Raw genomic sequence first — 15592 nt, 5'->3', positions numbered from 1 at the left:
AGCTTCTTGTTGTACGCCGCGATCTCGCGCTCGCCCTGGTAGACCTGGATCTGCACGGAGGGCTGGTTGTCCTCGGCGGTGGTGAAGATCTCGGACCGCTTGGTCGGGATCGTCGTGTTCCGCTCGATGAGCTTGGTCATGATGCCGCCCTTGGTCTCGATGCCCAGGGACAGCGGGGTCACGTCGAGGAGCAGGACGTCCTTGACCTCACCCTTGAGGACACCGGCCTGGAGCACGGCGCCGATGGCGACGACCTCGTCCGGGTTGACACCCTTGTTGGCCTCGTTGCCGCCCGTCAGCTCCTTGACCAGCTCGGCGACGGCGGGCATACGCGTGGATCCACCGACGAGAACGACGTGGTCGATCTCGGAGAGGTTGATGCCGGCGTCCTTGATGACGTTGTGGAACGGCGTCTTGCAGCGCTCCAGCAGGTCCGCGGTCAGCTGCTGGAACTGAGCGCGCGTGAGCTTCTCGTCCAGGTGCAGCGGGCCCTCGGCGGACGCCGTGATGTACGGCAGGTTGATCGAGGTCTCGGTGGACGAGGACAGCTCGATCTTGGCCTTCTCGGCGGCCTCACGGAGGCGCTGGAGAGCCATCTTGTCCTTGGCGAGGTCCACGCCGTGACCGGACTTGAACTGCTGCACCAGGTAGTCGACGACACGCTGGTCCCAGTCGTCACCACCGAGGTGGTTGTCGCCGTTGGTCGCCTTCACCTCGACGACGCCGTCACCGATCTCCAGGAGGGACACGTCGAAGGTGCCGCCACCGAGGTCGAAGACGAGGATCGTCTGGTCGTCCTTGTCGAGGCCGTACGCGAGCGCGGCCGCGGTGGGCTCGTTGACGATACGAAGGACGTTGAGACCGGCGATCTCACCGGCTTCCTTCGTCGCCTGGCGCTCGGAGTCGTTGAAGTACGCCGGGACGGTGATGACCGCGTCGGTCACCTTCTCGCCCAGGTAGGCCTCGGCGTCCCGCTTCAGCTTCTGCAGGATGAACGCGCTCATCTGCTGCGGGTTGAAGTTCTTCCCGTCGAGCTCGATCTTCCAGTCGGTGCCCATGTGGCGCTTGACCGACCGGATGGTCCTGTCGACGTTGGTGACCGCCTGACGCTTGGCCACCTCGCCGACCAGCACCTCACCGTTCTTCGCGAAGGCGACGACGGACGGCGTGGTCCTGGCACCCTCGGCGTTGGTGATGACGGTGGGCTCGCCGCCCTCCAGAACGCTGACGACGGAGTTGGTTGTGCCCAGGTCGATGCCGACCGCACGTGCCATGGTGATCTTCCTCCAGCTGACTTGAGTGGAACAGGCTCAAGTGTGCACGAGACTCACCGCTGGGTCAACAGACCTGAGTCGAGAGGACTCAACTCTTATCCGTTCCTTACACGCAAGGGACCGCTGACCTGCGGGGAGTCCATACGCCGGGATGCCCGCAAGGGTGATTCCACCGGCTCGCGAGGGGGCCGCACCCTGGCCGCGGGGTGACGACCGGACCGTGGCCGCGGGCGCGGCGAGACATCCCGGCCCACGCCGGCCTCACGGCCCATGGCACCCTCCCGGCTCACGCCGGCCCTACGAGCCCCGCCGGCCGCACGACCCACGCGAGCCTCACGGCCCACGCGCGCGTCCGGGCCCCCGTATCCCTGCGCGGGCACGCGCGCGCGTACGCGCCACAGGACGAGGACGACGACCGTCACGGCCCCCGCCACCCACAGCACGGCTCCCGCGCCCAGCAACCCGGTGTGCACCAGTGTCCCCATGAGCACGCCCGCGAAGGCGGCCGCACCGACGCCCACCGTCACCCCCGCGGGCGTGAGGCCGAGCCGTCGCAGCCGGTGGGCGAGATGGTCGGGGCCACGGCGCAGCAGGGGACGTCCGGCGCCGCGCCGGGTCAGCACCACGAGGGCGGCGTCGGCGACGGCGACCGCGGTGAGCGCGAACAGCACCCCCGCACCGGTCACCGCGTCCTGGCCCGCGCGCGTGGTGACGGCCGCGGCGGCGAGCAGGAAGCCGGTGAACATCGCACCGCAGCCGCCGATCCCCACGCGCGCGGGGGGCCAGTTGTGCATCAGGAAGCCGGTCAGCGCGGCGGCGAGGACGCTCAACAGCACGGCGAGACCGTCCATCACCTCAGCCGCGGCGCAGGCGGCCACCCCGAAGGCGGTGACCACGCCGACGGTGCCGACCACTCCGTCGGCGTGGTCGAGCGCCCGGAAGGCGAGGGCGACGCAGGCGATCCAGCCGGCGGCGGCGACCCCGGCGGGCACACCGGTGTCGCCGTACGGGACGACGAAGGCCGCCGCCACGGCCGTACCGGCGAGGAGGAACCGGGTCTTGAGCCGCCAGGCGTCCGCGACCAGGCCGAGGGCGGCGACGACGGCGCCGGCGACGAGCAGCGCGCCCATGCCCTCGCCGAGCGGCGCGAAGCCGGTCCGGTCGCCGGCGACGACCACGAGGCAGGTGGCGAGGACGACGGCGGCTCCCCCGGACAGCGGCACGCGTCGCTGCCGCTGCCGCCGGTCGAGCAGTCCGAGGCGCAGGGCGGGGGCGCGCAGCAGCGCGGCGAGAACGGCGGCGAGGAGCAGGGCGGTGGTGGCGGCGACGATCCCGTAGAGCACGGATATAAATTAGTCATAAATGTATCAATTTGGTACGAATAACACGGCCGGGCGCGGTCAGATTTCCCCCTCCTTCCGGCACCGCCCCTGAGGTGACCCTCAGCGATCCAGATCACTCCGCGCCCGGCTACAGTGCGGCAGAAGATAGGGGTAGTCTCAGACGGACTGCATAAGTTACCGCTTAGTAATGTCGGCGCCGCCGACGAAACCCCACAAACCTCGCAGGCCCGAGGAGCCCCCATGCAACTCGCCGCGATCATCGTGTCGCTGGCCCTGACCGTGGTCGGCGTCGCCCTGCTCGCCCGCGCCATCGGCCAGTTCGTCCGGTATTTCAAGCTGGGCCAGCCGGTCCCGGCCGGCACCCGGACCGACAACCCCTATCAGCGCAGCGTGACACTCGTACGCGAGTTCCTCGGCCATACGCGCATGAACCGCTGGGGCATCGTCGGTTTCGCCCACTGGTTCGTGGCCGTCGGCTTCCTGACGCTGCCGCCCACCCTGGCGCAGGCGTTCGGCCAGCTCTTCCAGGCCGACTGGACGCTGCCGGTCATCGGTGAGTTCCTGCCGTTCGAGCTGTACATCGAGTTCATCGGCGTGATGACGATCCTCGGCATCGCCGTACTCATCGTCATCCGCCTGCTGAGCCTGCCCTCGCGGCCCGGCCGCAAGTCCCGCTTCGCGGGCTCGAAGGCCGGTCAGGCGTACTTCGTCGAGTACGTCATCCTCACCATCGGCCTCGCCATCTACGTGCTGCGCGGCCTCGAGGGCGCGCTCCACCACGTCGAGCACTACGAGGCCGGCTACTTCGCCTCGTACCCCCTGGTCCTCGCCTTCAAGGACCTGTCGGTCGGCACGCTCCAGAACCTCGTCTACCTCACCGCGATGATCAAGATCGGGACGTCCTTCGTCTGGATGATCGTCGTCTCGCTGAACACCAACATGGGTGTCGCCTGGCACCGCTTCCTCGCCTTCCCCAACATCTGGTTCAAGCGCGAGGCGACCGGCGGTACGGCCCTCGGCGCCCTCCAGCCGATGACGTCCGGCGGCAAGCCGATCGACTTCACCGACCCCGGCGACGACGACGTGTTCGGCGTCTCCCAGGTCGAGCAGTTCTCCTGGAAGGGCCTGCTGGACTTCTCCACCTGCACCGAGTGCGGGCGCTGCCAGTCCCAGTGCCCCGCCTGGAACACCGGCAAGCCGCTCTCCCCGAAGCTCCTGATCATGTCCCTGCGCGACCACGCGCACGCCAAGGCCCCGTACCTGCTGGCCGGCGGCGGCAAGACCATGGAGGGCGAGGAGAAGGCCTCCGAGGAGCAGCTGGCGGGCGTCCCCGCGGCGGCGCTGGCGGAGGCCGAGCGCCCGCTGATCGGCACCCTAGAAGAGAACGGCGTCATCGACCCGGACGTCCTGTGGTCCTGCACCACCTGCGGCGCCTGCGTCGAGCAGTGCCCGGTCGACATCGAGCACGTCGACCACATCGTCGACATGCGCCGCTACCAGGTGATGATCGAGTCGTCGTTCCCGTCCGAGGCGGGCACCATGCTCAAGAACCTGGAGAAGAAGGGCAACCCCTGGGGCCTGGCCAAGAAGCAGCGCCTGGAGTGGACGAAGGAAGTCGACTTCGAGGTGCCCGTCGTCGGCAAGGACATCGAGGACCTCTCCGAGGTCGAGTACCTGTACTGGGTCGGCTGCGCCGGCGCCCTCGAGGACCGCGCCAAGAAGACCACCAAGGCCTTCGCCGAACTCCTCCACATCGCGGGCGTCAAGTTCGCGATCATGGGCGGCGACGAGAAGTGCACCGGTGACTCCGCCCGCCGCCTCGGCAACGAGCCCCTGTTCCAGGAGCTCGGCATGGAGAACGTCATGGCGCTGAACATGGCGTTCGGCGAGGAGACCGACGACGACGGCAAGGTCACCGACGAGTCCCGCAAGCCGCGCTCGGCGAAGAAGATCGTCGCCACCTGCCCGCACTGCCTCAACACCATCGGCAACGAGTACCCGCAGCTCGGCGGCGACTACGAGGTCATCCACCACACCCAGCTGCTCCAGCACCTCATCGACGAGGGCAAGCTGATCCCGGTGACCCCGGTCGACGGCCTCGTCACGTACCACGACCCCTGCTACCTGGGCCGCCACAACAAGATCTACTCGCCGCCGCGGGAGATCATGTCCGCGGTGCCCGGCCTGCGCCAGCAGGAGATGCACCGCCACAAGGAACGCGGCTTCTGCTGCGGCGCCGGCGGCGCGCGGATGTGGATGGAGGAGCGGATCGGCAAGCGCATCAACAACGAGCGCGTCGACGAGGCCCTCTCCCTCAACCCGGACATCGTCTCCACCGCCTGCCCGTTCTGCCTCGTCATGCTCACGGACTCCGTGAACGGCAAGAAGGCCGAAGCCGGTAGCGGCTCCGCCGCGGGCGGCCAGGCAAAGGAGTCCATCCAGGTCGTGGACGTCGCCCAGCTCCTCCTCGACTCCGTCAAGACCCCGGTCGACGACGAACCCCCCGCGGGTGCTGCCGAGTCGGAGAACGAGCCGGAGCCCCAGCCGGTGAAGTAGCGGCGGGTGAGTGACGGCGGGTGAAGTGACCGCCGGCGACGGCCCGTTGCCGACGCCCCCTGTCCCGCGCTGTTCCGCGCGGACAGGGGGCGTCGTCGTGCCGGTCCGCACCCTCGCGGGTCCCCCGGACGGTCGTACGGGTCTCCCCTTAGGGGATGTCACAGGTCGGCCGCAAAGCCGCTCCCACAGGGCCGGGCCGCGCACGTCACTCTCCGGGACCAGGTACGTTCGATGACGTGGCTGGATTCAGGATCGGACGTGGCGGCCGGGACGGCCGCGCCCCGCAAGCGCGACCCCATAACCCTCCCCACGGGCAGCAGAGGCCCCAGGGGCCGCCGCCGCACTGCGGCCGCTGCTGCGGCGGGGGGCAGCAGTGGCCGCCGAGGAACGGCGGGGGCCAGGGTGGCGGTGAGCCGGAGTACTTCGGCGGCGACGACCCCTACGGCGCACCCCCGCACGACCCGTACGCCGCGAACAGCCCGGGTCACACCCAGGCGTTCTCGATCGACGACCACCAGCAGTACAACCAGGGAGAGACCTACCACGCGGGCGCCGCGGCCCCGGCGGGCCCGACCGGTCCGCGCCTGCACTGGAAGGAACTGCTGCGGGGCGTCGTACTCTCCCCCAACCAGACCTTCCTGCGGATGCGGGACTACACGATGTGGGGCCCCGCCCTCGTCGTCACCTTCCTCTACGGCCTGCTCGCGGTGTTCGGCTTCGACGACACGCGCCAGGACACGATCAACGCGACGCTGTCGAACGCGATCCCGATCGTCCTGACGACGGCCGTGGCGATGGTGATCAGCACCTTCATCCTGGGCGTCGTCACCCACAGCCTGGCCCGTCAGCTCGGCGGCGACGGCGCCTGGCAGCCCACGGTCGGCCTCTCCATGCTGATCATGTCCCTCACGGACACCCCGCGCCTGATCGTCGCGATGTTCGCGGGCGGCGACGCGTCGTTCGTGCAGCTGCTCGGCTGGGCCACCTGGGTCGCCGCCGGCGCCCTCCTCACCCTCATGGTCAGCCGCTCCCACGACCTGCCCTGGCCGAAGGCTCTGGGCGCGTCGGCGATCCAGCTGATCGCGATCCTGTCGATCGTGAAGCTGGGCACGTTCTGATCCTCGGCACCGACAGAACCGACGGAACCGACAGAAGGGTGAGCCCCCGGCGTGAATGCCGGGGGCTTTCCTCGTCCTTCCTGGCCCTCCCTCGTCCCGGGGGGCGCCCCCCGGTTCAGATCAGTTCGGGTGCTGATTCCGCTTCTGAATCCGCTGCCGGGGCGGGTACGGGTGCCGGTGAGGGTGAGGGTGCCGGTTTCCGCGCCGCTGTCGTCCCCGCTTGCCCTTCCCACTGTGTGGTCGTCCGTACATAGCCGTAGATCACCGAGCCCATCGCGAGCAGGAGAAGCGGTCCGGACGCCCACCGGTGCTCGGCCATCTCCGACGGCAGAAAGCGATACGACAGCAGGAGCGCGGTGAACACCGTCGCGCCGTAGGCGGTCAACCGGAGTCCCGACCGGTCCCAGCCGTGGTCGAACGAGCGCAGAGCCGCCTCGATGGTGAGCGTGAACACGACTCCGGCGACGAGGTCCACGCCGTAGTGGTAGCCGAATCCCAGCGTCGCGCAGAGCGTGGCGATCAGCCAGAAGGCGCCCGCGAACCGCAGAGCGCGCGGGCCCTTCCGCGTATGGATGAAGATCGCCGTGGCCCACGCCGTGTGCAGGCTGGGCATGCAGTTGCGCGGGGTGATCTCGTCGAAGGGCATGTGGGCCGGGGTCTGGAGCGGCGGCGGTGTCTGCGGCCACAGGTCGGCCACGGCCCAGGGCTTGCTGGACGGCATGTCCGGCGCCCACAGGCTGACGTCCGCCCAGTGCTCGGCGCCCGTGCCGTAGGCGAAGATCGGTCCGACCACCGGGTAGATCATGTAGAAGGCCGGACCGATGAGGCCGATCAGCAGGAAGGTGCGCACCAGGTGGTGGCGGGGGAAGCGGCGCTCGACCACCACGTGGCGCAGTTGGTACAGCGCGACGACGACCGCGGCGACCGGGAGCTGGCCGTAGACGAAGTCGAGGAAGTTGAAGCCGATCGGTCCGCAAGCCGTCACCAGCCGGCCGACCACCCACGAGGGGTCACCCAGCGCGTGGTCGGCGGTCGCCACGTACTGGTCGAGCACGAGCGGCCGGGTCTCGGAGGTGATGAGCAGCCAGGTGTCACCGGTCTTGCGGCCGGCCATCAGCAGCAGAGCCAGCCCGGCACCCTTGAGCAACAGCGAGCGTTCCCGGCCGGTGCGGCGGGTGACGGCGATGACCGCGCAGCCGAGTGTCACCCACAGGGCGCCGTTGCCGAAGGGGTGGCCTTCCGTCACCTCGATGTCGGCCACCCACCGGACCGACAGGAAGCACAGATCGATACCGATGGCGGCGCCGAGGGCGATGAACCGTTGCCGCCAGGTGAGCACCACCATCATCAACGCCATGGCTGCGTACAGCAGGCCGCCCGACTTGGGCGGGAAGATCACTTCCCGCGCCTGCGTGGTCAGCGGCCCCGGCAGGCCGAGACGACGCGCCACGAACTCCAGCGCGATGAGGAATCCGAGGCCCACGATCATGCCCGCGGCCCACACGATCACCCGAGGCTGACGCCACGAGGAGTGCCCGTTTCTGCCTTTTATTCGCGAAAACACCCGCGACGCTATAGGTATCAATTATCTGACCGATTTAGTAGTTTTTGAGAGGTAGGTTACTTTTTACGCTAAATGGCGCGTCTTGCTGGCCCAGAAGGGGTTGATAAGGGCGTTCATCGCGAGTTCGAACATGTTAGCTGCGCGCTAAGAACGGGTTAAGCCCCCCGGCCGAATGCGTAAACGCTCCCCCTACACACTGAGAGGCCGTGAGGCCGACCGCGGTTGGCTCATGACGTGAGTCGATCTTCTCGCTGTGCCCATGACAGACTCGGTGACCTGCCGGCCGATCGAGGAGGACCCCTGTCATGCGCCAATTGGCCACCACGGCGGCCGGTATCGCCGCCGCCGTCCTGCTGAGTGGCTGCGGCACGGGGGAGACCGACGCAGCACCCGCACCCGCACCTACGGCGAAGAACGAAGCATCGGCCACACCGGCGCCCGAGAGTGCCTTCGAAGTCGAGGCGGCACTCAAGAACGCCGATCCGGCACGTTACTCGGCCGAGATCAGGACGGAGACCTATACGGGCTCCATTCTGGGGGTCGTCATGTCCGGCCGGATGAACTTCAACGGACCGGCCCCTACGGGCAGAATCACCTTGGAAACCTCCGACAGCGTCCCGGAGAACCAGGCGTTCAGCACGGAGACGATCCTGTTGGAGGACGCCACCTACACGCGGACCCTGGACGACGGAGCAGCCGGGGAGTGGCAGCGTATGGGCCGGGACTCCTCAGCCGCGGGCCTGGCCGACTACGGTGCCTACGCGCAGCTGCTCCTGGACCTCGGCCCGGAGGTTCGAAAGGGGACGGAGAAGGTGGGCGGTGCCCCGGCGTACCGGCTCTCCGGGAACGTCACCCAGGACCAGCTCCGGACGGTGGACCGCCGCCTGTACGACAGGATGCGTGCCACGGGCACCGAGGATTTCGCCTGTGACGTGTGGGTCAACGAATCCGGCCGAGTCGTGCGCTTCGAGCAGGTGCTGGAGATGGCCGGCAAGTCGGCGCGCAACGTCGTGACGTTCCAGAACTTCGGGGCCCCGGTGCCGGTGAGCGCACCCGAGTAGCTGACGCGCGCTCGCGACAGCACCGAGGCCCCCTCGTCGAACGGCCGGGGCCCTGGCCCGACTTCTGGGCCGGCCCCTGCCCCTGGCCCGACCCGTAACGCCGCGTGCGCGGGAATCCCCCGCAGGTCAGAGCGCTTCCCTGGACGGCGTGACCGGCTCGCCCGACTTGCGCACCACGGGCAGAACACTCCACGGGAAGTTGATCCAGTCGTCGGTGCGCTTCCAGACGTACTCGCACTTCACGAGGGAGTGGGACTTCTCGTAGATCACGGCGCTGCGGACCTCGGCGACGGCGTCGAGGCAGAAGTCCCGCACCAGCTTGAGCGTCTTGCCGGTGTCGGCGACGTCGTCGGTGATCAGTACCTTCTTGTCGGAGAAGTCGATCGCGTTGGGCACGGGCGCGAGCATGACGGGCATCTCGAGGGTCGTGCCCACGCCCGTATAGAACTCGACGTTCACCAGGTGGAGGTTCTTGCAGTCGAGGGCGTACGCGAGCCCTCCGGCGACGAAGACCCCGCCGCGCGCGATGCTGAGCACGATGTCCGGCTCGTAGCCGTCGTCGACGATGCTCTGGGCGAGTTCACGGACGGCGACGCCGAACCGCTCGTAGCTGAGGTTCTCCCGTGCGTCGCTCATACGCCGCTCAGACCTGGGTCCGGTGGAAGTTGAGGAAGGAGCGGGAGGCGGTCGGCCCCCGCTGCCCCTGATACCGGGACCCGTACCGCTCGCTGCCGTACGGGTGCTCGGCGGGGGAGCTGAGCCGGAACAGGCACAACTGCCCGATCTTCATGCCCGGCCAGAGCTTGATGGGCAGGGTGGCGAGGTTGGACAGCTCGAGCGTGACGTGTCCGGAGAAGCCGGGGTCGATGAAACCGGCGGTGGAGTGCGTGACGAGGCCGAGCCGGCCGAGGGAACTCTTCCCTTCCAGCCGGGAGGCGAGATCATCGGGGAGGCTGATGACCTCGTAGGTGGAGGCGAGGACGAACTCCCCGGGGTGCAGGATGAACGGCTCGTCACCCTCCGGTTCCACCAGCCGCGTGAGGTCCGCCTGCTCGACCGAGGGATCGATGTGGGGGTACCGGTGGTTCTCGAACACCCGGAAGTAGCGGTCGAGGCGCACGTCGACACTGGACGGCTGCACCATGGATTCGTCGTAGGGATCGATCCGGACCCGCCCGGATTCGATCTCGGCCCGGATGTCCTTGTCTGAGAGAAGCACGCCCCGAGGATACGCAAGGCGCGCGGACCGACCACCATCAGGACGGTTCCGCGCGCCAGGCCACTGTTGCCGCTGTTGTCTTGTTGCCGCTGTTGCTGCCGTTGCTGCTATTGGTGCCGCTCGCTGCTTGTTACCGCTTCACCGCTTCATTGCTTCACGAGGGCCACCGGTACCGCATTGCGGAGCCGGGCACAGCGAGGACACCGGACGAGCCGTCCGGGACCGAGCCGCTCGGCCTGCTGCATCGGGAACGAAGTGGTGCTGAACACGTGCCCATCGGCACAACGGACGACGGTGCGCTCCATCAAGTCCTAGAGTCCCTTCCCCAAGAGCCGCGTCCGACTGCTGCTCGCCGGACGACGAAAGGCCACATTACGGGACGAACGAGACGACCCTCCAGGCGGCACTCCGACCACACCAGGCCCCTCCCCCACGCCTCCACCGTACGCCCCAACTCCAGCCCCAAGCACCCGGATCCCCTCCCCCGAAACGCACTCGGCCCCCAGGGCTTCAGCGCCGGGGGCCAGGGATGAGGTAGAGTTACCGCGCGATCAGACACCAATCTAACGGCGTCTTACGCGGGTGTAGTTTAATGGTAGAACATCAGCTTCCCAAGCTGAGAGCGCGAGTTCGATTCTCGTCACCCGCTCCAGAATGAAACCCCAGGCCAGTCGCCTGGGGTTTGTTTATTGCCTAGTCGGATTTGGCGGTCGCGCGCCCTCCGCGTGCCCTAAATGCAGATGGGGCGCCCTTTCCGTGACGCTCAGACGTCACTGCGGGAATCGCAGACGCCGAACGTCTCGAACCCTCAGACGCATTTCATGTGACCTGGGTCACCCTTGAGTCGCGTACGCGAAGCTGGCGTCTGCCAACGCCTTGTTCTGTGCCTGGCGGGTGCCGCCATACGTAGCCGCCGCGCCGGCCAACGCGCCGACGCGCCGACGAGCCCGGGAACGGGAGAGCCCAATCCACAGCCTCATCCCTTCATGATCTGCTTGTAGAAGTGGAATGCGGGCTGTTCGGCGGTAGGGAGCACCCACGACCGGCCCAGCAGGTCGGGCAGCGGCTGGCTGTCCGGGAGAACGGTTAAACCATGCCGGGTGTAGGACTCGCGGAGCCGCGCGGTTTCAAGATCGTGGGTGGCGTTGCCGAACCAGATTCGTACGCCCCGCTCCCTCAGCCGGTCCTCCATTGCACGGACCAGCGCGCTCCCGACACCCCGTCCTCGGAAGGCCGGGGCCACGGCCATGAGGTCAAGTTCGCTGTGCCGGTCCATGACGGGCGCGTACTCCGGCCGTCGCATCATCGTCATGCCGACAGCCACCCGTGACCGGCAGGTCAGTGCGGCGCCCGCGAGTTGGCCGGTCTCAATGTCGTGGTGGTGCAGCACCAGCGGCGCGTACAGGTGCTCGTCAGTTGGTGCCGCCGAGCGGCATCCCGTCCTGGCCCACGATGAGGACCTGAGGGCTCTCCTGCGACCTGTCATTCCTCGGCATCTCCATGCCGCCGTTCTCTCGCACGCATGCTTTCCCGCACGGTGTGCCCCTGGACGAGGGTGATCCAGCCTCGTCCAGGGGCACGGTCCGGCAACGGAGGCTCAGTGCGCGGCGCGGCGGGCCAGCGCCCCGCGCGAGCGGGTCACCAGCGCGGCCAGCAGGGCGGCGCCGAGGGGCACGGCCACCAAGAGGGCGGCGAGCGTCTCCCAGGGGACGACGATCGGCACGTACGGCGGGGCGTCGCCGCCGCCCCAGCCATTGTCGAGAGCCTCCTGGTAGAAGCGCATCTGCTCCCGCTCCTCGGTGAGCCGCAGCCCGACCGCGGGCAGGACACCCGCCGCCGAGCCGAGGACCACACCCATCGCGGCGACCACACCGCACTGGAAGCCGCTGAGCGTGCGGCGCACCCGGGGCGGGGCGCCGACCGCGGCGAGCGTCTTGAGATCGGCCTCCGCGTCGGCCTGGGCGAGACCGGTGGCGATGCCGGCCGCACCGATGGTGACCAGGCCGGCGAAGACAGTCAGCGCGAGCAGGACGAGCCCGTTCTCGTCGACCCAGCCCTGCTCCACGGTCAGCTCGACGTTGCTGCCGAGCTTGGCGATCTCGGCGTCGAGCTTCTGCCGCTCCTCCGTGCTGGGCATCCGGTCGGTGGTGAAGTAGGCGCCGAGGGGGACGGTGGTCAGCCCGGCGGCCTTGGCGACGGCGGGGCTGAGCACGCTCTGCAGTCCGTAGGCGTCGGGCGAGCCGGCCACCTGGTAGGCGGGGAAGGACTTCAGCTCGCCCGGGACCGGCTTGTTCTGCTCGGCGGCGCGGTCGGCGGCCTTCAGGTCGGTGATCAGCTTGATGCCGACGGTGCCGTTCCTGTCGACCTGGGGCTTGTGGAAGCTGAGGAGCTTTCCGTCGGCGAGGGCCTTGGCCGCGCCCGGGTCGTCGATGCCGAGAACCTTCAGGAGCGGGGCGTCGGCGATGAGGAGACCGCCGTCGACGTAGACGCCGTTGCCGTCGCGCGAGAGGCAGCGCCAGTCCTTGGCGAGCGCGCGCCGCTGCTCCTTGGTGTACTTCTCCGCCGGGTCGGAGCCGTCGGGGGTGCTGACCCACAGCGGGCACTCGTTGGCCGGCGGGGTGACGACCTCGAAGCGGCCACAGCCCTCGCCCTCGCCATACGGGGCGCAGCCGGGCTTGCCGACGGCGATCCGGAACACGTCGGCGCGGACGTCGACGGGCAGCGTCCGCTGCACGGCGTCGCGGACCTCGGGAACGTCCCGGCCGCCCTCCTCGGTGACGAGCGCGGCGACGGCCCCGTGCGGCAGGCTGGCCCGGTACTCGGCCAGACTCTGGGCGTCGCTGCTCGCGGCGTACGTCGAGACGGCGACGGTACCCGCGACGGCAGCCAGGACGGCGGCGACAGCGGGTGCCGTACGGCCCCGGTTGCGGACGGCGTCCCGCAGGGCGAGGCGCGGCGAGAGCGGCAGCCAGCGGCCGGCCCGGCCGAACAGGCCGACCAGGGCGGGCGTCATGGCGACCACACCCAGCTCGGCGATGGCCGAGCCACCCGCGACCAGGACGAACTGGTCGGAGACGACCGAACCGTACAGGGCGATGGCCGCGCCGAGCAGGACGGCGCCGAGGCCGATCAGCGGCAGCACGCGGTTGCTGCGGCGCACGCCGCGACGGCCGGTGAGGGAGGCCAGGACGGTCTGCCGGGAGGCGGTGACGGCCGGGACGATCGCGGAGAGCAGGCCGGTGAGGACGGCGAGCGCGGCGATGGCGAGCAGTTCCAGCGGCTTTACGGTGAAGCCGCCGAACCGCTGCCCCATGTAGTCCTCGATGAGCGGCCGGAGGGCGAAGGTCAGGATCAGGGCGAGGACCGTACCGACCAGGGCTGCCGCGACGCCGATGACGAGGCCGCCGCTCAGCATGATGGCCCGGATGTGGCTACGGGCACCGCCGTTGGCGCCGACGAGGCCCAGCTGGCGGCGGGAACGACGGGCACCGACGGCGAAGGCGGGACCGGCGAGCAGGCAGATCTCCAGCATCGCCAGGCCGACGACCGTGCCCACGGCGGCGAGCGCGGCGGCGTCGGCGGCCCCGCTGCTCTCGTAGTTGGCCCATCCTTCCTTCTGGTAGAGCGGCACCTCGGAGTTGGCGGGCGGGTCGAGGGTCACGGCGCGCGAGGTGATCAGGACACCCTTGGCGTTGATCGCCTGGACCGTGTTCCACGTGAAACCACCGGACTTCTTCACCAGGTAGGTGGTGGAGACGTCGGGCTTCGGCAGTCCGGCCTTCTCGACCGCCTTGGCGTACGGCGCGAGGAAGGCCCCCGGCAGGGCGTTGACCTGCTGTGCCGTGAGGTCGCTGGGCAGCTCGTACGAGCCGCTGATCACATAGGTACGGTCGAAGCCGCGGGCGGTGAGGGTCGAGCCGACGGACAGCCCGCTGCTCTCCAGGAACCGGGTGGTCGCGGCGATCTCGTCGTTCTCCTCAGGGAAGCGGCCCTCCTGCAGCCGCATGACGCCCCGGGCGACGGGATCGGCGGCGGCCAGCTCACGGACCTCGGCCTGGAGCAGACCGTGCCTGGTGGTCAGCTTGGCGCTGCCCCTGCTGTCGGTCAACACCGTCGAACCGGCCGGGATGGTCTTGGTGACATCGGTCGGGCCGTCGGGCCAGGACTTGCCCGGCGAGTCGTAGTCCCCGGCCGGGGTGTGCTGCTCGCCGCTGGGGTCCTGCAGGATGGCCACGCCGCCCGTCCCGGCGTCGGAGAAGCGAGCGTCGGCGGCACCCAGGGTGCGCTCCATCCGCTGGGCGGGGGTGAGTTCGGCGCTGCGCACGGTCAGGTCCAGGGCGCTCACACCCAGGATCGGCAGCGCGATCATGGCGAGGACGAGGAAACTGCGGCCCTTGGAGCGCCAGGCGTCACGGCGGGCGATGCGGACCGCGGCCCGCCAGGAGTGGAACCAGGTCGTCACCGCTGGGCCGCCCGGCCGGTCAGGAGCGACTCGGCGTCGCTGCGTACGGTCTGGTCGACGACGGCGCCGTCCCGCAGGAAGACGACCCGGTCGGCCCAGGCGGCGAACCGCGGCTCGTGGGTGACCATGATGCCGGCGGCTCCGGCGTCGCAGCGGGAGCGCAGCAGGGCCAGCACGGACTCGCCGGTCTCGGAGTCGAGGGCGCCGGTTGGCTCGTCGGCGAGGACGAGCCGGCGGTCGCCGATGAGGGCGCGGGCGATGGCCACGCGCTGCTGCTGGCCGCCGGACATCTCGTCGGGGAACCGGTCGGCGAGATGGCCGAGGTCCATCTCGGCGAGGGCGGCGAGGGCCTCGGTGCGGGCCTTGCGGGCCGATATGCCGTCCAGTTCGCGGGGCAGGGCCACGTTCTCGGCGGCGGTGAGGGCCGGGATGAGGTTGTAGTCCTGGAAGACGTAGCCGATGCTGCGGCGGCGCAGGGCGGCTAGCCCCTTGATGCCGAGGGAGGTGACGTCGGTGCCCTCGACGAAGACCTGCCCGGAGGTGGGGGTGTCGAGGCCGCCGGCAATGGTGAGCAGGGTGGACTTGCCGGAGCCCGACGGGCCCATGACGGCGACGAGTTCACCGGGGTGGACGTCGAGGTCGATGCCGCGCAGGGCGTGCACCTCGGTGGCGCCGGAGCCGTGGACGCGGGTCAGGCTCTGCAGACGCAGCACGGGCTGCTGCTGTGTGGACATGGTTCCCCCTCGGGCGTACGCCGACGAACGGCCGGACGTCAGTGCGACGGACGGTCGTCGGCGGCGCCGTGCGTACGGTATGGGTCTGGTCGGGTGGTTCGCGGTCTTCAGGTGGTACGGGTGGGTCGGGTGGAGCCGGTGGACTCGGTCGGCCCTGTGGATCCGGTCGTTCGGGTGCTCAGGGCCGGTCGTGAAGGGCGGACATCACGGGCGGTGGCGTGCGGCCTCCTCTGCCCCGGCCCCCGCCCGTGATGTCCGCCC

11 protein-coding genes and 1 tRNA gene are annotated in these 15592 nt (G+C 69.4%); 4 read left to right on the top strand and 8 right to left on the bottom strand.

The genetic code is table 11. The features are described 5' to 3' along the window. Both dnaK and P1P75_RS31170 read right to left on the bottom strand, forming a co-directional pair. The coding region (gene dnaK, locus P1P75_RS31175) for a molecular chaperone DnaK (RefSeq protein ID WP_319261799.1) at window positions 1-1274 on the bottom strand (1274 nt) is incomplete at its 3' end. A 95-nt stretch (window positions 1275-1369) separates the two neighbouring features. Further along, complete coding sequence (locus P1P75_RS31170; RefSeq protein WP_319261797.1) at window positions 1370-2617, bottom strand: MraY family glycosyltransferase; 1248 nt, start codon at window positions 2615-2617, stop codon at window positions 1370-1372. A gap of 240 nt (window positions 2618-2857) precedes the next feature. On the opposite strand from P1P75_RS31170, the gene P1P75_RS31165 reads away from it, so the two are divergent. Continuing rightward, window positions 2858-5173, top strand: a complete 2316-nt coding sequence (locus P1P75_RS31165) for a heterodisulfide reductase-related iron-sulfur binding cluster (RefSeq protein WP_319261793.1) — start codon at window positions 2858-2860, stop codon at window positions 5171-5173. A gap of 155 nt (window positions 5174-5328) precedes the next feature. Beyond that, entirely contained in the window at window positions 5329-6291 is a 963-nt protein-coding gene (locus tag P1P75_RS31160) for a Yip1 family protein (RefSeq protein WP_319261791.1), read from the top strand. A gap of 115 nt (window positions 6292-6406) precedes the next feature. Here P1P75_RS31160 and P1P75_RS31155 read toward each other — a convergent pair whose 3' ends face one another. Next, a complete protein-coding gene (locus P1P75_RS31155; protein ID WP_319261802.1) occupies window positions 6407-7780 on the bottom strand; it encodes a phosphatase PAP2 family protein in 1374 nt (457 codons plus the stop codon). 380 nt (window positions 7781-8160) lie between these two features. On the opposite strand from P1P75_RS31155, the gene P1P75_RS31150 reads away from it, so the two are divergent. Next, a complete protein-coding gene (locus tag P1P75_RS31150) occupies window positions 8161-8916 on the top strand; it encodes a hypothetical protein (protein ID WP_319261789.1) in 756 nt (251 codons plus the stop codon). Between the two features lie 126 nt (window positions 8917-9042). Here P1P75_RS31150 and P1P75_RS31145 read toward each other — a convergent pair whose 3' ends face one another. Then, a complete protein-coding gene (locus P1P75_RS31145; RefSeq protein WP_319261787.1) occupies window positions 9043-9552 on the bottom strand; it encodes a phosphoribosyltransferase in 510 nt (169 codons plus the stop codon). A 7-nt stretch (window positions 9553-9559) separates the two neighbouring features. Then, complete coding sequence (dcd, locus tag P1P75_RS31140) at window positions 9560-10135, bottom strand: dCTP deaminase (protein ID WP_086772735.1); 576 nt, start codon at window positions 10133-10135, stop codon at window positions 9560-9562. Window positions 10136-10713: 578 nt separating this feature from the next. Between dcd and P1P75_RS31135 the strand changes: the two genes are divergently transcribed. Further along, a tRNA-Gly gene (locus P1P75_RS31135) sits at window positions 10714-10787 on the top strand. Window positions 10788-11111: 324 nt separating this feature from the next. Here the strand turns inward: P1P75_RS31135 and P1P75_RS31130 are convergent. The 3 genes from P1P75_RS31130 to P1P75_RS31120 form a co-directional block, all read right to left on the bottom strand. Next, window positions 11112-11525: a GNAT family N-acetyltransferase gene (locus P1P75_RS31130; RefSeq protein WP_319261785.1), complete on the bottom strand. Its 414-nt coding sequence runs from the start codon at window positions 11523-11525 to the stop codon at window positions 11112-11114. 207 nt (window positions 11526-11732) lie between these two features. After that, the gene (locus P1P75_RS31125; RefSeq protein ID WP_319261781.1) at window positions 11733-14597 is read right to left on the bottom strand and encodes an ABC transporter permease; all 2865 of its coding nucleotides are present in this window, start codon (window positions 14595-14597) and stop codon (window positions 11733-11735) included. Beyond that, a complete protein-coding gene (locus tag P1P75_RS31120; RefSeq protein WP_319261779.1) occupies window positions 14594-15331 on the bottom strand; it encodes an ABC transporter ATP-binding protein in 738 nt (245 codons plus the stop codon). The genes P1P75_RS31125 and P1P75_RS31120 overlap by 4 nt, the downstream gene beginning before the upstream one ends. Window positions 15332-15592 lie beyond the last annotated feature (261 nt).

It is taken from the genome of Streptomyces sp. ID05-39B (genome assembly GCF_033794725.1).
Lineage (GTDB): Bacteria > Actinomycetota > Actinomycetes > Streptomycetales > Streptomycetaceae > Streptomyces > Streptomyces bobili.
The sequence above is the reverse complement of the archived record's forward strand: the minus strand, read 5'-3'. Positions and strand labels throughout refer to the sequence as shown.